The organism is Rhizorhabdus antheiae, assembly GCF_049889055.1.
Lineage (GTDB): Bacteria > Pseudomonadota > Alphaproteobacteria > Sphingomonadales > Sphingomonadaceae > Rhizorhabdus.
In genome coordinates this window covers 62,896-80,860 of the sequence record NZ_JBLTWO010000009.1, presented here as the reverse complement: position 1 = coordinate 80,860, position 17,965 = coordinate 62,896, and the positions used below count along the sequence as shown (strand labels likewise).

General features: G+C 67.3%; 18 protein-coding genes. 3 read left to right on the top strand and 15 right to left on the bottom strand.

The window, feature by feature from the left end:
• Positions 1 to 27: 27 nt before the first annotated feature.
• The 3 genes from ACNI3R_RS16400 to ACNI3R_RS16390 all read right to left on the bottom strand — a co-directional run bounded on the left by ACNI3R_RS16400 (position 28) and on the right by ACNI3R_RS16390 (position 3,038).
• Positions 28 to 2,052 carry a 3-hydroxyacyl-CoA dehydrogenase NAD-binding domain-containing protein gene (locus ACNI3R_RS16400; protein WP_426185280.1) on the bottom strand — a complete coding sequence of 675 codons (2,025 nt, stop codon included), beginning with the start codon at positions 2,050 to 2,052 and terminating at the stop codon, positions 28 to 30.
• Between the two features lie 114 nt (positions 2,053 to 2,166).
• Complete coding sequence (locus ACNI3R_RS16395; protein WP_426185278.1) at positions 2,167 to 2,577, bottom strand: acyl-CoA thioesterase; 411 nt, start codon at positions 2,575 to 2,577, stop codon at positions 2,167 to 2,169.
• Complete coding sequence (locus tag ACNI3R_RS16390) at positions 2,577 to 3,038, bottom strand: MarR family winged helix-turn-helix transcriptional regulator (RefSeq protein ID WP_426185276.1); 462 nt, start codon at positions 3,036 to 3,038, stop codon at positions 2,577 to 2,579. Before ACNI3R_RS16390 ends, ACNI3R_RS16395 begins: the two co-directional genes overlap by 1 nt.
• Before the next feature lie 199 nt (positions 3,039 to 3,237).
• Between ACNI3R_RS16390 and pcaF the strand changes: the two genes are divergently transcribed.
• Positions 3,238 to 4,437 carry a 3-oxoadipyl-CoA thiolase gene (gene pcaF, locus ACNI3R_RS16385; RefSeq protein WP_426185274.1) on the top strand — a complete coding sequence of 400 codons (1,200 nt, stop codon included), beginning with the start codon at positions 3,238 to 3,240 and terminating at the stop codon, positions 4,435 to 4,437.
• A 12-nt stretch (positions 4,438 to 4,449) separates the two neighbouring features.
• Here pcaF and ACNI3R_RS16380 read toward each other — a convergent pair whose 3' ends face one another.
• The 10 genes from ACNI3R_RS16380 to ACNI3R_RS16335 are packed head-to-tail and all read right to left on the bottom strand — an operon-like array spanning position 4,450 to position 14,413.
• On the bottom strand, positions 4,450 to 6,669 hold the full coding sequence (locus tag ACNI3R_RS16380) for an ATP-binding protein (protein ID WP_426185272.1): 2,220 nt from the start codon (positions 6,667 to 6,669) through the stop codon (positions 4,450 to 4,452).
• 41 nt (positions 6,670 to 6,710) lie between these two features.
• Positions 6,711 to 6,875, bottom strand: coding sequence for a twin-arginine translocase TatA/TatE family subunit (locus tag ACNI3R_RS16375; RefSeq protein ID WP_426185270.1), 165 nt, complete (start codon positions 6,873 to 6,875; stop codon positions 6,711 to 6,713).
• Positions 6,876 to 6,891: 16 nt separating this feature from the next.
• Positions 6,892 to 7,860 (bottom strand): ATPase, T2SS/T4P/T4SS family, encoded by a 969-nt coding sequence (locus ACNI3R_RS16370; RefSeq protein WP_426185268.1) that lies wholly within the window; start codon positions 7,858 to 7,860, stop codon positions 6,892 to 6,894.
• On the bottom strand, positions 7,857 to 8,951 hold the full coding sequence (locus tag ACNI3R_RS16365) for a TraB/TrbI/VirB10 family type IV secretion system protein (RefSeq protein ID WP_426185266.1): 1,095 nt from the start codon (positions 8,949 to 8,951) through the stop codon (positions 7,857 to 7,859). The genes ACNI3R_RS16370 and ACNI3R_RS16365 overlap by 4 nt, the downstream gene beginning before the upstream one ends.
• Positions 8,948 to 9,682 (bottom strand): TrbG/VirB9 family P-type conjugative transfer protein, encoded by a 735-nt coding sequence (locus ACNI3R_RS16360; protein WP_426185264.1) that lies wholly within the window; start codon positions 9,680 to 9,682, stop codon positions 8,948 to 8,950. Before ACNI3R_RS16360 ends, ACNI3R_RS16365 begins: the two co-directional genes overlap by 4 nt.
• Positions 9,679 to 10,854 carry a TrbL/VirB6 family protein gene (locus ACNI3R_RS16355; protein ID WP_426185262.1) on the bottom strand — a complete coding sequence of 392 codons (1,176 nt, stop codon included), beginning with the start codon at positions 10,852 to 10,854 and terminating at the stop codon, positions 9,679 to 9,681. Before ACNI3R_RS16355 ends, ACNI3R_RS16360 begins: the two co-directional genes overlap by 4 nt.
• Positions 10,851 to 13,241, bottom strand: a complete 2,391-nt coding sequence (locus ACNI3R_RS16350) for a VirB4 family type IV secretion/conjugal transfer ATPase (RefSeq protein WP_426185260.1) — start codon at positions 13,239 to 13,241, stop codon at positions 10,851 to 10,853. Before ACNI3R_RS16350 ends, ACNI3R_RS16355 begins: the two co-directional genes overlap by 4 nt.
• A gap of 11 nt (positions 13,242 to 13,252) precedes the next feature.
• Positions 13,253 to 13,531, bottom strand: a complete 279-nt coding sequence (locus ACNI3R_RS16345; RefSeq protein ID WP_426185258.1) for a VirB3 family type IV secretion system protein — start codon at positions 13,529 to 13,531, stop codon at positions 13,253 to 13,255.
• A 7-nt stretch (positions 13,532 to 13,538) separates the two neighbouring features.
• The gene (locus ACNI3R_RS16340) at positions 13,539 to 13,787 is read right to left on the bottom strand and encodes a TrbC/VirB2 family protein (RefSeq protein ID WP_165323120.1); all 249 of its coding nucleotides are present in this window, start codon (positions 13,785 to 13,787) and stop codon (positions 13,539 to 13,541) included.
• Positions 13,784 to 14,413 (bottom strand): lytic transglycosylase domain-containing protein, encoded by a 630-nt coding sequence (locus ACNI3R_RS16335; protein WP_426185255.1) that lies wholly within the window; start codon positions 14,411 to 14,413, stop codon positions 13,784 to 13,786. Before ACNI3R_RS16335 ends, ACNI3R_RS16340 begins: the two co-directional genes overlap by 4 nt.
• A 169-nt stretch (positions 14,414 to 14,582) precedes the next feature.
• Here ACNI3R_RS16335 and ACNI3R_RS16330 point away from each other — a divergent pair, with 169 nt between their 5' ends.
• Entirely contained in the window at positions 14,583 to 15,350 is a 768-nt protein-coding gene (locus tag ACNI3R_RS16330; protein WP_426185253.1) for a response regulator, read from the top strand.
• 119 nt (positions 15,351 to 15,469) lie between these two features.
• Positions 15,470 to 16,390, top strand: a complete 921-nt coding sequence (locus tag ACNI3R_RS16325) for a peptidase associated/transthyretin-like domain-containing protein (RefSeq protein WP_426185251.1) — start codon at positions 15,470 to 15,472, stop codon at positions 16,388 to 16,390.
• Positions 16,391 to 16,422: 32 nt separating this feature from the next.
• Here the strand turns inward: ACNI3R_RS16325 and ACNI3R_RS16320 are convergent, their stop codons facing one another.
• Both ACNI3R_RS16320 and ACNI3R_RS16315 read right to left on the bottom strand, forming a co-directional pair.
• Entirely contained in the window at positions 16,423 to 17,082 is a 660-nt protein-coding gene (locus ACNI3R_RS16320; protein ID WP_426185249.1) for a GntR family transcriptional regulator, read from the bottom strand.
• 78 nt (positions 17,083 to 17,160) lie between these two features.
• Positions 17,161 to 17,916, bottom strand: coding sequence for an SDR family NAD(P)-dependent oxidoreductase (locus ACNI3R_RS16315; protein ID WP_426185247.1), 756 nt, complete (start codon positions 17,914 to 17,916; stop codon positions 17,161 to 17,163).
• Between the last annotated feature and the right edge of the window lie 49 nt (positions 17,917 to 17,965).

Sequence of the window (17,965 nt, the reverse complement as noted above, 5' to 3'; positions counted from 1 at the left end):
TGAATCAACGCCCGTGCCAGCGAAAGCTCAGGACGTGAAACGCCCGTTCTCTCGCGCCAGCCGTTCCAATAGCGAACTGGCCTCTATCCCGTGGCGCTGCAGCGACTCGACGATCGTACCGGCACCGACCTGATCGGCCCAATGCATCGGCCCGCCGCGATAGCGCGGCCAGCCATAGCCGTGGATCCAGACGACATCGATGTCGGACGCGCGCTGTGCGATTCCCTCCTCGATGATGCGCGCGCCCTCGTTGACCATGACATACAGGGTCCGCTCGCGGATCTCCTCGTCGCTGATCGCCCGACGCCGCGCACCCGATGCCCTGGCGAAGTCTTCTATGATCGCCAGCGCCTCGGGCGACGGCGAGCGGCGGCGCTCCGCGTCATAGTCATAATAGCCCTTGCCTGCCTTCTGGCCGAAGCGGCCGGCGGCGCACATCGCATCCTGCAGCGTCTCGATGCGCGACGGATCGCGGTGCCAGCCGATATCGACACCGGCGAGGTCCGACATCTGGAACGGTCCCATCGGCATGCCGAAGCCGGTATGGACGCGGTCGATCTGTTCGGGGGTCGCCCCTTCCATCAGCAGCGCAATGGCCTGCTTGCGGCGCTGCGCCAGCATCCGGTTGCCGATGAAACCGTGGCAGTTGCCGGCGACCACCGCCGTCTTGCCGATCCGCCGACCAAGCTGCATCGCCGTCTTGAGCACTTCAGGCGCGGTCTGTGCGCCCCGCACGATCTCCAGCAATTTCATGATGTTGGCGGGCGAGAAGAAGTGCATGCCCAGGAAACGTTCGGGGTGCGAGACCGAGCCTGCAATCTCGTCGATGTCGAGATAGCTGGTGTTGGTCGCAAGGATCGCGTCGGGCCGAACGACCTTGTCCAGCGCGCCGAATACGTCCTTCTTGACGCTCATCAGCTCGAACACCGCCTCGATCACCAGATCGCAGCCTGCCAGTTCCTCATAGCGGAGCGATGGCGACAGCAAAGCCTTTGCGCGCGCCGCCCTCTCTGCGCTCAGGCGGCCCTTGGCAACCGAGCCGTCTAGCGTCTTGCCGATGCTGGCGACGCCGCGATCGAGCGCGGCCGCATCAAGTTCGAGCAGCGACACCCGGAGCCCGGCCAGCAGGAAGTTGATCGCGATACCCGTGCCCATCGTGCCCGCGCCGATGATCCCGACATGCTCGACGGGGCGCACAATGACCTCGTCGCCGATACCGTCGATGCGGCTCGCCTGCCGCTCGGCGCCGAACAGATAGCGCAGCGCACGCGACTGCTCGCCGCCTTCCAGCGCGAGGAACAGCCGGCGTTCGAGTGCCTGCCCGTCTGCGAGGGACAGGGTCGTGGCGCCATTGACCGCCTCGATCGCCGCTTCAGGGGCGGCCTGCCCGGCGAGTTTCCGGCCATTGTCGGCCTTGAACAGCGCCACCAGCGCGTCGTCGGGCGCGATCGTCCGCTCGCCCGTGCGCGGCAGCGGACCGCTGTCCGCCATCTCGCGCGCAAAGGCGATCGCGGCGTCGCGCAGATCGGCATCCTCGACGATCCGATCGACCAAGCCACGCTCCGCCGCAGCAGCAGCATCCAGCTGCTCGCCCAGCACGATCATCCGCAGCGCCATGTCGAGACCGACGAGGCGCGGCAGCCGTTGCGTCCCGCCCGATCCGGGGATCAGGCCCAGCTTGACCTCGGGCATGCCGAACTTCGCGCTGCGCACGGCAAGGCGATAATGGGCAGCCAGTGCGACTTCGAGACCACCGCCGAGCGCCGTTCCATGGATCGCCGCGACGACAGGTTTGGGGCTGGCTTCGATCGCGTCGCACAGCGCCGGCAGCACCGGATCGCGGCGGGGCTTGCCGAATTCGGCGATGTCGGCCCCCGCGAAGAAGGTCTTGCCGGCGCAGAGGATGACGATGGCGGAGACGTGCGGATCGGCGGCAGCGGCGGCGATCCCGTCCGCAAGTCCGGCGCGGACCGCGTGGCCGAGCGCGTTGACCGGGGGATAGTCGGCCGTGAGGACCAAGATCCCGTCGAGCTTTTCCTGCGTCACAACCATCGTCCCACCCTCCAAGGCGATTTCCAATGCATCGGGGCCATGCACTACCGACAGATTATTTTAAGTCTATACTAATTCCGTAGCCCGCCCCAGCGCCGGGACGCAACGACCGGATCAGGCGGTGAGGAGGAAGGGCGTCATCGCCGCGCGCATGTCGTCGGGCCAGGGCACCGACTTGCGCGCCGACAGATCCATGCAGACCAGCACGCCATTGCCCAGGATGCGCTGCTGCCCGCGGGCCGACATCCGGAAATCATAGGCGCAACTCGATCCCCCTATGCGGCGCGGTTCGATGTCGATATCGAGAATGTCACCCAGCTCGCTCGGCGCCTGGAATTCGCATTGCAGGCTGACGGTCGGCACGCCCAGCTGGCGGCGGACGTGCAGCCCGTGAAAGTCATGGCCCATCGCGGCGAACCAGTCTTCGACCGCGCCGTTGAGGAACTCGAAATAGCGCGGATAGAAGACGATTGCCGCCGCATCGATATGCGCGAAACGGACCTGCGCGGTCGTACGGAACGTCATCAGGAGCGCCCGATCGAGACTTTGAGGTCGGCGAGCAGGTCGTAGAGCTGCTGCTGCTTCTCGCGGGGGAACTCCTTCATCGCGTCGCGCACCCAGCCCTGATGATCGCGCGCCATGCGACGGAAGAGCGTCTTGCCTTCGGGGGTCAGTGTCACGATCGCCGACCGCCGGTCATTGGGATCGACATTGGTCGCGACCAGTTTCTGCGCTTCCAGCTGCCGCACGATCGAGGTGACATTGCCGTTGGAGACGAGCAGCGCCCGCGAAAGATCGCCCATCGTCTGCCCCTCGGGATAGCGATCGAGCGACGCCATGACGTCGAAGCGCGGCAAGGTCGTGTCGAACTGCTCGGCGAAATTGCGCCGCAGCCGCTTCTCGATCCGCATGGCGCAGCTCAGCAGGCGCACCCAGACCCGCAGGTCCATCGGCGCTTCGAGAGAGCCGTCGTGCTTTTCCTCCATCCATCCCTCGCCACAGCGCGTGCCCCCGCGATCGACGGGCAATAGCCCATCTGACGGGGGCAACGGCTTGGTTCAATCTTAAAATAGTAGGTCCGCGCCTAATTTTCCTTTCGCGTTGCGCCGCACAATTTGCTTTAAGGTTAAACTAATAGCAGCGGTCGGCCTCTGCGGCGACCGCGTCGACAGCGGAGTGACGACCATGACCGAAGCCTATATTTGCGACGCCTTGCGCACACCGATCGGCCGCCATGGCGGCGCGCTGTCGATGGTGCGCACCGATGACCTGGCTGCGATGCCTATCCGCGCTCTGGTCGAACGGAGTGGGATCGATCCGGCGGCGATCGACGATGTATTCCTCGGCTGCGCCAATCAGGCGGGCGAGGACAACCGCAATGTGGCGCGCATGGCGGGGCTCCTCGCGGGACTCCCGGTCGGCGTCGGCGGGGTGACGCTCAACCGGCTCTGCGCCAGCGGCGCCGATGCGGTGGGCACCGCCGCGCGCGCGATCCGCTTGGGCGAGATCGAGGTCGCGATCGCCGGCGGGGTCGAAAGCATGACCCGCGCCCCCTTCGTGCTCGCCAAGTCGGACAAGCCGTTCGGTCGCGACGCGGAAATCGCCGACACGACGATCGGCTGGCGCTTCGTCAACCGCCAGATGCAGAGCCTCTACGGCACGGACTCGATGCCCGAGACCGCCGAGAATGTCGCCGACGCCCATGGGATCCGTCGAGCCGAACAGGACGCCTACGCATTGCGCAGTCAGCAGCGGACGGCCGCAGCCGAGGCCGCCGGCTTTTTCGCCGAAGAGATCGTGCCGGTGACCATCAAGGGCCGGAAGGGCGACACGAAAGTCGACCGCGACGAACATCCGCGCGCCGATACGACGCTGGAAGCGCTTGCCGCGCTCAAGCCGATCGTGCGTCCTGGCGGTACCGTCACGGCGGGCAACGCGTCGGGCGTCAACGACGGTGCTGCGGCGCTGCTGCTCGCCAGCGAAGTCGCCGCGAAACGCCATGGCCTCACGCCACGCGCACGCTTTCTGGGCATGGCGACCGCCGGGGTCGAACCGCGCCTGATGGGGATCGGCCCGGTCCCGGCAACGCGCAAGCTTCTCGACCGGCTCGGCCTCGCCATCGGCGACTTCGACCTGATCGAACTCAACGAAGCCTTCGCCTCGCAGGTGCTCGCCTCGCTCGCCGATTTCGGCATCCCCGGCGATGCGGAGCATGTGAACCCGCATGGCGGCGGCATCGCGCTCGGCCATCCGCTCGGCATGACAGGCGCCCGCCTGGTGCAGACGGCGGTCCATGCGCTGGAGACGCGCGGTGGGCGGCGGGCGCTGGTGACGATGTGCATCGGCGTCGGCCAGGGCCTCGCGCTGGCCGTCGAACGCGTCTGACCCTTCGCGCGATCAGGCGGGAACGGCCGCCAGTTCGCGCGCTTCGAACGCCAGCGGAATCCGCACCTCGGCGGCGAAACCCTCGGGCGAAGGCCGCAGGGTGACGTCGCCCCCATGGGCCCGCGCGATCGATCGGCATACGGCAAGGCCAAGGCCGCTGCCGCGCTTGTCGCTCGCCCGTGCATTGGCCGCGCGGTAGAAGGGCTCGAACGCGCGTTCGAGATCCTCGACCGGCACGCCCGGCCCTTCGTCGATGACCTGCGCGACCGCCTCCGCATCGTCGATCAGCACGCGGACGCGTGCCCGTTCGCCATATTTGGCGGCGTTCTCGAACAGGTTGGAGAAGAGCCGGCGCATGCCCATCACGTCGACATCGACCGGGGCCGGCGCCATCGTCTCGATGCTGATATCGTTGCCGACGATCGCCGCATCCTCGGCGACATCCTCGACGATCGTCCGCAAGTCGATGCGCTCGCGCACGCCGGGGGAGGAGGCGTCTCGGATGAAGCCGAGGACCGAATTGATCATCTCCTCCATCTCTTCGACCTCCTCGATCATCCCTTCGCGGATCGCCTCGTCGTCGACCTCCTCGATGCGGAAGCGCAGCCGGGTCAGCGGCGTGCGCAGATCATGGCTGATAGCGCCGATCATCGCCGTCCTGTCGCCGACGAAGCTCTTCAGCCGGCTCTGCATGACGTTGAAGGCATGCGCGGCCCGCCCGACCTCGGCCGGGCCATCCAGATCCAGCACCGGCGCGGTCGGATCGCGCCCCAGCCTCTCAGCCGCCTCGGCAAAGGCCACGAGCGGCTTGCTCATCCGCCGCGCGAACAGCCAGCCGAGCGGCGCCACGATCGCGAAGGCCATGACGAACCAGAGCAGGACCCGCCTCTGCCAACTGTTCGGAAAGGGCTCTGGAGCGGGCTGGACGACCGACCACCGGCCATCGGGCAGGCGCAGCGCGGCAACGAAATCACCCTCGACGAACGGCGCCGGCGCCAGGCCGAACAGCCCCCGCTCGCGCGGGACCAGCGGCACGGGCGCATCATAAGCGATCGTCGGATCGACGGGTTGCGCTTCCAGCGCGGGTGCCGGGCTGCGCAATATCTGCTGCGGATCGATCGTCGGCATCGGGCCGGTTCGCAACGGAAGCTGGGCGGATCCGCCGGTGGACGGTTGCGGCCGCAGCAGGATCGAGGGCACGCGCGACATGTCGATCGCGGAACTCGTCGCAGCCGCCTGGGACGGCTGAACCTGCGCACGGAGCTGATTTTCGAGCGACAGCATCGGCATCGCCATGCCGGGGACGGGGGGACGCATACCAGGCTGAAAACCGTTGAACGGAGGCTGCTGGAGCGCATTATTGCCACCGGTGGTGCCGGCGACTGCGGGCGGGACGCTGGTCGTGGTGCCCGGAAGCGAATCCGTCGCTTCGGGCGGTACGAAGGGAGGCAGACCGCCCTGCCCGCCCTGCTGCGGTCCGCCGAGAATCTCCGGGATGGTCTCGCCCCGGTCTCCGCCGATCCAGATGCCGTCGCGGCCCTTGAGCGGGGTGGGGTCTATCTCGAACAACTCGCCCGATGCGGGAGGCTGCACAGCGCGCCCTTCGATCCCGTCGATCATCGGTCGCATGCGATCACGGTCGTGCTGGGGTCGAACCTCGGGCGGCAGCATGTCGCGATTGGGCGCCCCCTTGGACGGAGGGAGCCGGACCCCGTTCGGCAGAACCGTTCCTTGCGCCGATGGGGGAGGCGGCAAGCGCGGCGGCATCGTCGCCTGCGCGAGGATCACTCTCGGGCGTGCGTCTTCGGCCTGCCCGATCGAGGCGGATAAGTGCAGCCAGGCCTGTGCAGGCTCGGCGGGCCCATCATTGGCCATCGCCATCTTGCGCGTGGCGACCGTACCGGCGAAGGGCAGCGGCGTGTAGAAACTCAGCCGGACGTCGACCGGATCGGCGCCAAGCATGCCGGCCAGATCGAGTCTCGATCGTTCGGACACTAGCCAGCCCCGCCCGCCGAGATCGGGCGGCCCGGACTGCACGTCCCGACGCAGATTCCCCGCGAGCTTCTGTCCTCGCAGGCCTGCCGCGACCGAGTCGAGATTATATTGCGGCGTTGGCGCGGGCGGGAGCAGCATCGTCAGCAGCAGCGTGACGATCTGCGCGACCACGAGCCCGCCGAGCAGGAGCATCACGATCTGCACGACGAGCGCGGGACCCCGCATAGGACGGAGCATGGCCTGTTTCATAAGCCCTCTAGTGCCACGGGCCGAGGCGATTATCCATCGCGGCGCGCATCGTCCGGCTCTTCCGCCAGGCCACGACGAAAGCTCTTCAACCCCTGCCCCAGATCGGTCATCGCCGAGGAGAAGCGGTTGCGCCCGAAGAGCAGACTGGCCGCCACCGCCACGATCGCCCAATGCGCGATGCTCAATCCACCCATGTGCCTTTCTCCTGCCTTAGATGTCTTCGGTGCGGGTCACGGCCGCGATCCCGCGCTGCCCCCCACTCCGGTCGAGTTGCACCACGATGTCGATAACGGTGCGGGCATAAGCGAGCGTGTCGTCGCGACCCAGGCCAAGCCCCGTCTGCATCACCATGAGCACCAGCTGCTCCAGCGCACCGCGCGGCGAATTGGCGTGGATGGTGGCGAAGGAACCCGGGTGACCGGTGTTGATGGCCCGCAGGAAGCTGACGACCTCCGCACCGCGCAGCTCGCCGAGCACGATCCGGTCGGGCCGCAGCCGCAGCGCCGCCTGGACGAGATCGTCCGAAGTCACCCGCGCCTCGCCGAGCGTCCCCTTGACCGCGACGAGACCGACGCCATTGGTCACCGGCAGGCGGATTTCGGGGGTGTCCTCGACCAGGACGAGCCGCTCCTCCGCGCCGATTTCGCCCAGCAAGGCGTTGAGGAAGGTCGTCTTTCCCGTCGATGTGCCGCCGCTGATCAATATCGTCCGACGCTGGCGGACGGCATCGCGCAGATAGGCGATCGGATCGCCCCCGACCGCGAAGGGCGGGAGCGGCGGCTGGCCGGCAACGAGGGTGTGGCCATAGCTTTCGAGAGGCCGCTCCAGCAACCGATGTCGCCGGATCGCCAGTGCCCAGTCGCCACGCGTCGCGGTGGGCGCCACGATCTGGACCCGGGCACCATCGGGAAGGGTCGCCGCCAGCAGCGGCTGCTCCCGGTTGACGCCCTGGTTGCTGACACGTGCGATCTGCTCGGCCAGTCGCCGGACAAAGCGCGCATCGAGCGCAGGCAGCGCATGCCGCTCCATGCCCGTCCCGCCTTCGACCCACAGCTCTCCCGGCCGGTTGACCAGCAGTTCGGTGACATCCTCCCGTTCGAGCCACGGCCCGAGCAACCCGAGATAGGCGGAGAGGAAGACGTCCTTCCCGTCGTCCACGGCGCGAAGAGCGACCGTCATGGCGCAGGCTCTTCGGCGACGGTGGAGAAGTCGAGATCGCGCGCGGTGAAGATGCGGATCGGCTGGCCCTGCCGGACCCGTATCGTCGGCGGTATCTGGGCATCGCGCTGCGCCGCGACCGACGCCGCGCTCTGCCCGCCCGAGACGATCAGCGACGCGCCGCCCGAGGCGATCGCCCCCAGGCCGCCGACGGCCGACAACAATATCGCGGAACCGAAGCGCTTGCCGAAATGGCCGTCCACCTCTCCCCCGAGGCCGCTGCGACCGGCATGATCGGTCGCGGGCGAAGCCAGCGCGACGGACACGCCATCGGGCCGGATCAGGCGCGTCCACAGCACATAAGCCCGCGTCTGCCCGGCGGCGAGGCCCGACTTATACTGGCCGATCAGGCGCGACGAACGCGGGATCAATATCCGGCTGCCATCGAAGGACCGCACATCCTGGCTGACCACGGCGCGAACATAGCCCGGCAGGTCGCTGTCGATCGCCGTCTCCAGGATCGCCGCGATCAGTGTGCCCTGGGTGATCATGTTCGCCGGGTCCGCTAGCCGCGTCGCACTCGCCGTCTCGACCCCCGCATCGCCCAGCCGCGCGGCGAAGCTCTCATTGTCACCCAAGCCCTGCCCTGCCGCCGCCTTCGGGGCATTGCCGGGCATCGGAACGCCGGCACCGGACGGAGCCGGCAGGGCCCTGACGGTGCTGGTGTCGAAAACCATCACGGGCGACGACATCGGCGTCACCTGGTTGACGGGAACGGAGGGCATAGGAGCAGGCCGGGTCGGCAAGGCCATCGCGGACGACGGCGGCGGGGCCGGCTCTGCGACAGTCGCGGGCGGCCTTTCCGCAAGGCGAGCGGGCGACGGCGGCACAGGCGCGGATGTCTGACGCTGGCCGCTCATCGACCAGAAGGTCGCGAGGCCGAGCAGCAGCGCCACCGCCCCGCCCGCGAGCAATCCCGCCCGGTCTGATCGCCCTGGCCGGGCAGCGACGACGGGAAAGGCGTTGCGACTGGCCAGCAGCAGCGCCTGATCGTCGAGCGAGGAGCGGGGGTCACGGTCGGCCACCGGCGACAGGATGAGTTGTCCCTTCATCGTGCGGCCCTCTCGCTGCGCGTGGTGGCGGTTGCGCCGGCCCGGCTGAGCGTCGCGACCGCCTGCCCTGAACGGAACAGCAGCCTGTCCGGAATCTGGTCGATCACGACATAATCCCCCTTCATGCTGTAATTGACGGGCCCCTCCACCCCCTGCGCGTCGACGGTCAGCATCGCCGGAATGGCGGCGCTGCTGTCCCACGCGAGATAGAGCGCCTGGCCGTCGTCGAACGCGCGCCGGGGGAGCAGCGCGGACTTGCCCTTGCCGGCCCAGTCGAAGCGCAGATCGAGCGCGGTCGGGCGCTGGTTTGCCTGCACCAGCGGCGGGGCGGCGGCGGGCATCGGCGCGATCTCCGTCGCGAGCGGCTCGGCATAGGTGAAGCGCAGCGCGTAGAGCGGGCTCGCGGCCCGGCGCGGCGCGACCAGGTCGAACATATAGGTGCGGCGATCGGTGACGACGGTCATGTTGGTGCGCGTCGCAGCCGCGTTCGGCTTCAGGAACAACAGGCTCGCGCGCCGGTTCGGCGTGACCTGCCAGGCGGCCGAGTCCCCGATCGCGACATTCTCGATCCGCTCGTCGGGGGCGAACTCGATCGTGGACTGGATGCCGGGACGGCCGACCACGGTCACGACCGCCGCAGGATCATAGAGCAGCGCCTGGATGCGCCGGTCCTCCGCCGCAGCGGGAATGGCCGTCGCCAGCAGGCTCAATCCGAGCACAAAGCGGATCATTGGGTAATCTCCCGGGAGATGGACGTGGCCGCATGGCGATAGAGATTGCCGAGGCCCTTCGCGCGACCGTCGAGGGTCACAGCGCCGCCGCCGGGCGGCGCAGACATTAGAACCGGAGCACCCGCGAGCCGTTCGACACCGGCACCATGGGGCATCGACGACGGGTCCGGGGACGAAGACGCGATCGGCGCGAAGCCAGCAAGGATCGCGCGGATGCGATCGCCCTCTACAGGGCGCGTGACGGACTCGAAGGACCGTGTTTCAGGCGCAGGATGTGTGACCGGCGGCTGGCCATCGGCATAAGGGTTTCCAGTCCCGGCAGAGGGGAACCCCCAGCCGGCCGCAATCGTGGCAACGGTCCGGAACACCATCAGCATCAGCCCACAATAGACGATCGCCGCCAGGAACACGGTGACCGACGACCGCATCGTCAGTTCGCCAGCGCCAAGGCCTGAGACGACCGGCGACAGCATCGCCAGCGCTCCGCCGCCGATCAGGACGGTGAACAGGGGCACCAGGGCCAGCATCGCGACCCCGCGCAGCCAGCCGTGGAACAGCCCCCGCGTCGCGTCGAACAGCGACAGCAGGATGAAGACCGGGCCGAGCGCCAGCAGCGCGGCGAGGGCGATGCGGGCGACCAGCAGGACCCCGACCGTACCGATCAGCAGCAGCAGCGCGCCGAGCCAGAGCATATCGGCCGGCGTCGCGATCGACTTGGCAGTTGCGACCGAAGCATCGGATTGCGCGGTTGCCGCGACCTCGGCGATCGCCGCGAAGAGCTGGTCGAGCCGCCCCGCGAACTGCATCGTGGCCGAACCCCGCGCGCCCGTCAGGACGCCCGCGATCTGGTCGGGAGCACCGGTCGCCAGAGTCCAGACGACGCTCTGATAGGCGAGCCAGGAGGTGGCGAAGGTCAGCACCAGCATGAGCGTCATGAGGCGCGGGCTCAGCGATGCGAGCGACAGGCGCGTCCGCCCAGTCAGCAGGCCGACCGCGAACCAGCCGATGAACAGCGTCAGCATCGCCGTCAAAACGAGGCCCAACTGGCTTTCGACCCCGAACAGGCGGCCGAACGCGACCGCGGTGGCCTGGCTGCTGACGCAATCGACGCTTCGCAGCGCTGCGGCGATGCCGCCGGGGCCGTCGACCGAGAGCGGAGGACAGCCTCTCATTCCGCAGCCTCCAACATCCCGGCCTCGGGATCGCCTTGCGGCCAGGCAGCGCCAGTAACGATCGGATACCAGCGCGCCGGATCGTCGCCGACGGCAGCGCGCACCATTTCGAGCCGGCGAACGGTCGCCTCGCGACCCGACAGCGCCGTCAGCAGCGCTGGCATCGCCGACAGATCGAGCCGCGCCACGACCGAATGATTGGCGTGCCGCACGAGGAAGCATCGGCTGCTCGACGGCAGCGAACGTATCAGGTCTAGTTCATGTTCGGTCAGCCCGAAGCCGTCGCAATAATCCTCTCTCCGCGCCTTGGAATTGGGCGTGAAGATCATCGTCGCGGTCTGCTCGACGATCGCCGCCGCAATGTGGCTGTCGAGCGCGTCCCGGGCAGACTGGGTCGCGAAGCCGAGGATCGCGTTGCGCTTGCGCAGCGTCTTCATCCAGTCGCGGATCCGCGCGGCGAAGATCGGGTCGTCGAGCGCCTTCCAGCCCTCGTCGATCAGGATCATCGTCGGCTCGCCGTCGAGCCGCTCCTCGATCCGGTGGAACAGGTACATCATCGCCGGCGTCCGTAACTCGGGCTGGTCGAGCAGCGCGGTCATGTCGAAGCCGGCGATGCGCACCGACAGGTCGAGCGCGTCGCGGGCATTGTCGAACAGCCAGCCATGCTCGCCCTGTCCGATCCACGGATCCAGCCGCGAAGCGAGATCGCCGGCCTGCGGACGGCGCGCGCCCGCCAGCAGCTCCTTCACATGGCGCAGCCGGCGCAGCACGGGTTCATGATCGAAGCAGGCATCGATCGCCTCGGCGACGATAGCCACCTCCTCGGGGCCGGTCGCCTTGACCAGAAGCGCCAGCCAGTCGCGCAGGAAGGCGCGGTTGACGGGCGTGTCGGCCAGCAGCAGCGGATTGAAGCCGGTCGGCGTGCCGGGGCTCAGCCGGGCATAATGTCCGCCGGCACCGCGCAGGAAGATCTCGGCACCGCGATCCTTGTCGAAGAAGAAGGTGCGCGGTGCGAATTTCTGCGCCTGCGCCGCAAGGAAGTTGAGCACCACCGTCTTGCCCGAGCCCGAGGGACCGATGACGGTGAAATTGCCCAGGTCGTTCTCGTGAAAGTTGAAGAAATAGGGGGTGGATGCGGTCGTCTCCAGGATCGTGACGGCATCGCCCCAATGATTGCCCCGCGCGCGGCCGAGCGGATGCCCGTGCAGCGACAGAAAGCCGGCGGCGTTCGCGGTCGAGATCAGGGCCCGGCGGACCAGATAGGATTCATTGCCCGGAAACTGGGCCCAGAAAGCGGGTTCGAGATTGACATCCTCGCGCACCGCTACCGCCCCGACATCGGTCAGGGCGGCGGTGGCGAGCGCCGTCGCCCGGTCGAGTTCGCCGAGATCGGCCGCGCGCACGAGGACGCTCAGATGATGATCGCCGAACCCCACCTGCCCAGATCCCAGCGCGTCGCGCGCCGCGAGCATTTCGCCGCGCTCGGCACCGGCGGTCTCGTCCGCGACGCGCAGACGGCGCAGCGCCAGGTCGATCCGCTCGCGTGCGACCTGCCGATCGACCGGCGCGAAGCTCTCGGTCAGGACCAGTTCGTGCGGCAGGCGCAGCAGCCCGTCTATCAGGCCCGGACGGGTCGCGTCGGGATAGTCCTTCACGCCGAGCATCGCCGAAAAACTGCGCCCTGCGGGTCCGCGCGTCTCGATCGCGTCGAGCCCGAAGCTGACCCTTGCATAGGGCAGATGGTGGCCGAGGTCGCAGTCCACAGGGGGGGACTGCACCGGCCGCATCTCGCCATTGTACAGCGCCGAGAGCAGTTCCAGCGGCTCCGAACAGAGGCCACCCTCGAGCGGATAACGGCCGAGCAACCGCGCGCCATAGGGTTCGAGCGCGGCGAGGATCGAGGTTGTCGCGACGTCGAGTGCGCGCAGGTCGGCCGCGTCGATCTCGGTGGACAGGGAACGGCGCAGCTTTTCCGCCCAACCGCTTTTGCCCCGCGCCGGCCGGCGCACGATCGTCAGGAACTGTTCGTTGATGTAGAGCCGCCTTGTGGCGAGGCTCTCGCGCCATTGGGCGTCGATCTCGACCGACAGCGGGTCCGCCTCGATCGGCGCCAGCTCGGGAGCGATGCGACGGCGAACGACATGGTGATAGACGAGGAAACGCGCATCGAGAATGCTGCGCAGCATGACCTCGCGCACCGCCAGGCGATGGTTGAGCATCGCCGCATCCTCGGTTTCGAACGGCAAGCCGGCGATGTGGATCGACCGCATCAGCGCGCCGTCGCGCAAGGCCAGGCTGTGGTCGTCGACATGGGCTGCATAAGGGAGGCGGTCGCCCGCCCGCGCTTCGCGCTTTCCCCACGCCGCAGGTCCGATCCATCGCGTCATGCCAGATCTCCTCAAGGCGCGTAGCTGTTGCAGCCCCAGCGCCGCCAATTGCGGGTGCGGGGGCAGCGGCTGACGCGCGTCAGCCACAGGTCGAAGATGCGCGGTTCGCGCAAACAGGCGAGATAGCCGCAGGCGTGGACCCCCAACGCCGCCGGCAGCGCCCAGAAGCTGCGTGTCACCAGAAAGGCCTCGGTCGTCACCGCGAGGTTGACGATGAAGAAGCTGTAGGTGACGCCGCCGAACATCTGCGGTCGGGTCAGGACGCGAAAGACGGGGGCTCGGCTGAGCATGGCGGCCTCAGCGCGCGACCAGCGCGGCGGACTGTATTCCACTCACGATCGCGCTGGCACCGAACAGGATGAAGCAGCCGAGGATCACCGTCGCGCCGAAGCGCCAGTTGATCCGTCCGCTCAGCATCATGAAACCGACCATCGCCACCGCGATGACCGCCACGGCGGTGGCGACATTGCCGAGCAACGTGCCCTGCAGCCAGCCGAGGGCGGCGAGGATCGGGCCGGAACCCTGGGGATCCGCCTGCATCGTCATTCTCCTTGCGTGAAAAGATTGTGGGTGGGCGAGGTCGAGAGCCGGCCGACGATCGCGTCGACATAGGCGCGGGTCTCGCGGATGGCGGGGATGCCGCCGGCCTTGAGCACCCGACCGGGCCCGGCATTATAGGCGGCAAGCGCCTTTTCGACGTCGCCGTCGAACAGGTCGAGCTGCTGGCGGAGGTAGCGCGCGCCACCAGCGAGGTTCTGGATCGGGTCGCGCGGGTCGACGCCCAGCGAGCGCGCCGTGGCCGGCATCAGCTGCGCCAGGCCTATGGCCCCGGCCGAGGATATAGCGTCATGGCGCCAGCGGCTTTCCTGCCACACCAGCGCTTCGAGCAGGGCCGGGCTGAGATCATTGGCCTCCGCGATCTCGACCAGCTTCGCCGCAAAGGGGACCGGGGCGCGGTTCGAAAGCTGGCCGATGATCGCTTCGGCGGGGACGGCGACGTCAGGGAGCGACGCTCCCTCGACATCCCCGGAGGATCGCGCGGCCAGGCGTTGGGGTCCGGGGCCGGCGATCGCGCGGATGGAACCATCGGGGTCGATCTCCAGAACATCGCCCCGGGCCGGAGCCCAGGCGGACAGGGAGAGCAGGATTGCGCCTGCTGCCAGTCTCCCCATCCCTTTCCGATGCCTGCTGTCGATGCGGATCACCTCGATACTCCCGTTCACTGTGCGGAACCGAAGATGGGCGAGTCGTTTTGCCGGCAGATTTCAGTCGGGTCGCAGCAATGTAGCGTCTGTTTTGCAAAGACCGGGTCCAGACCGTGCCGATTGAAAAATCCCGGCGATGTTGCGCTGGCATTCGTCGCGGATGAACGCCATTCTGCACCGCATGGATCTGGAAACCCGCATTCTCATCGTCGACGACGATCCGGGCATCCGCACGCTCATGTCCTCCTTTCTGGACAAGCACGGCTTCCGAACCGACACGGCGGGAGACCCGATCGAGATGCGCGAGCTGCTCGCCCGACAACCCTATGACCTGATCGTGCTGGACGTGATGATGCCGCGCGAGGACGGTCTTTCGGCTCTGCGCGAACTTCAGCGCAACGCGGGGCCGCCGGTTATCATGCTGTCGGCGGTCGGGACCGACGTCGATCGGATCGTCGGGCTCGAACTCGGCGCAGACGATTATCTGGCAAAGCCCTGCAACCCTCGCGAATTGCTGGCGCGGATCAGGACCGTCCTGCGACGCCGCAAGGCGGATTCCGCCGCGAATGCCGGGGCGGCGCCGCGCGCGGAAGGCGACATGCAGTTCGCCGGTTGGCGCATGAACGCGAACTTGCGGACTCTCAACGATCCACAGGGCCACCCCATAATTTTGTCCGACGGCGAGTTTCGCCTGCTCCGTGCCTTTGTCGAACACCCCCGGCGCGTGCTGACGCGCGATCAGCTGCTCGATTTCGCCCGCGGCGAGGACAGCGAACATTATGATCGCGCGATCGACGTACAGGTAAGCCGCCTGCGCCGCAAACTGGGTGGCCAGGGCGGACAGGACCTGATCCGGACCGTGCGCAACGAGGGCTATATGTTCGCGCCCATCGTCGAGCGCTGACCACCGCAACAATGTAGCATCACCGGCAAAAGGCCTGACATTCACAGGCAAAGGCCGGCGCTGAAGGTCACCGCATCGGAGCGGCAGGATCGCCGCTCCGAAGCAGTGACGGAGCTACCATGACCCACCATGACGACGATCACGATCACGGCCTCGCCCGCGATCTGGAGACCATGAGCCGCCAGCTATTGGGCCGGCGCAGAGCGCTGGGCCTGTTCGCCGGCGCCGGCGTTACCGCCCTGCTCGCAGGCTGCGGCGGCGGCGATTCGTCTTCCTCCACCTCGTCCACCGACAGCTCGACCTCGACCGGCTCCAGCACCTCGACGGGATCGGGCACCTCGACCGGCAGCGGAACCAGCACGGGCACGGGCAGCACCTCCTCGGGCAGCTGCGTCGCGGCGTCGAGCGAGACGAACGGCCCTTACCCGGCCGACGGCACCAACAGTTCGAGCGGGTCGACCAGCAACGTGCTGACCCTCAGCAGCGCGGTGCGCAGCGACATCCGATCGAGCTTCCTCAACAGCAGCACCACCGCCAGTGGCGTACGGGTCGATATCACGCTGACCATCGTCAATGTGAACGCCAGCTGCGCCGCGCTGTCCAACTATGCCATCTACATCTGGCATTGCGACGCCAATGGCGAATATTCGCTCTACGATCTGCCGACCGAAAGCTATCTGCGCGGTATCCAGGTCACCAATTCGAGCGGGCAGGTCACCTTCACGACGATCTTCCCCGGCTGCTATGCCGGCCGCTATCCGCATATCCACTTCGAGGTTTTCAGCAGCCTCGCCGGCGCGACCAGCGGACGGGCATCGGCCCTGATCTCGCAGCTGGCGATGCCCCGCGACGAATGCACGGCGGCCTACGCGACCAGCGGCTACAGCACCAGTTCGCGCAACCTCACCAATGTCACGATCGCCAGCGACAATGTTTTCGGCGACAATACCGCCGCCCAGATCGCTGCGCAGACCCTGACGATGTCGGGCAGTGCGTCGGCTGGCTATACCGCCACGGCGACCATCGGGCTCGCCATCTGATGGCCGGGGCGGTCGGCCTTGCGACCGCCCGGTCATTCCCCGTTGACGAGCCGGTCGCGATTTTGCCGATAGGCGCCGGCCGCGCGCCGGATGTGGCTGGTCGCGATCGACCCGGCCCATTCGGCGTCATGCGCCTCGAGCGCGGTGATCAGATCGAAATGGTCGCTCTGGCTGCGGGCCATGTCTTCGGCCGAATAGCGTTCGGCCGTGCGGTGGATCACGATCTGGTTCACCACCAGCTGCATCAGCTGGTTCAGCCGCTCGGACTGGGCCGCGCGCATCAGGACACGGTGGAAGCGCCGGTTTCCTTCGACGAAGTCGGACACGCTGGCATCGGGCCGTCGCTTTATCGCGCGGTCGATAAAGGCATAATGGCTCTTGAGCTCGTCGATCTGATCATCCGTGATGAATCGCGCCGCACGTTGTGCGCAATGACCTTCCAGATAGGCGCGCAGCGTGAACAGCTCTTCATAATCCTCGTCGGACCAAACCGGCACGAACACGCGGTTGGTGTCCGAGCGCTGGAGCAGCATTTCCGCGACCAGCTGGGCGATCGCTTCGCGCACCGGGGTGCGGGACATGCCGCAATATTGCGCGAACTCGTCCTCGGGAACGAACTGGCCAGCAGGAAAATGACCCTGCAGGATCGCGCCGCGGATCAGTCGATAGGCCTGTTCGGATGATTTCGACATCTGTCCCCGCGGCGAATTGTATACGAACCGAGACGGCGCCCTTACCAAGGCCTTTCCGCCCTTTCTACCCGTTCCAACCTAGAGAAACTGATCTCCGCCATTGGGGCTGATACACTGTCCCTGAAAATGGTCTCCGTCGCTCGAGGCGAGAAAGACATAGGCCGGAGCGATATCTTCGACCGTGGCGATCCGGCCCGTCGGAATTGCTGCGCGCACAGCCTCCAGCACCGCCACCGGCACCGCATCGAGAATAGGCGTCCGCGTCGCGCCGGGCGCCACGCAGTTCACCCGCAACCTGCGTTCGCCGATCTCCAGCGCCAGCGATCGGGTGAAGGACAATATGCCCCCCTTGGCAGCCGTGTAAGCCGAAAGTCCCGGCGCGCCCTTATAGGCGAGTTGTGATGCAGTGTTGATGATGCGGCCGCTGTTGCGCGCATACATGCCCGGCAATACGGCCTTGGTGACGAGGAAGGTTCCACGCAGATGGACGCCGATCACGCGGTCCCAGGTTTCGATCGACAGGCTTTCGACCGCGTCCGCATGGCCGATACCGGCATTATTGACGAGAATGTCGATCTTGCCGGCAAAAGCCTCAGCCTTCGCGACCATTGCCGCGACAGCATCGGCGTCGCTGACATCGGCTTGCAGGGCGACAGCCTGGGCGCCGAGTTTGGTCGCGCGCTGCGCCACCGCCTCGGCCCGCTCGCGTTCACCCTCATCGGGGTAGTTTACGATCAGATGGGAAGCGCCTTCGCGGGTGAAGGCCAGGATGACCGCCTCGCCGATCCCGGAACTGCTGCCGGTGACGAGTGCGCTCTTGCCCAGCAGTCTCATGCCGTCATCTCCTGAAGCGGTCATTTCCCGGAGGACGTGGCCGGGACGA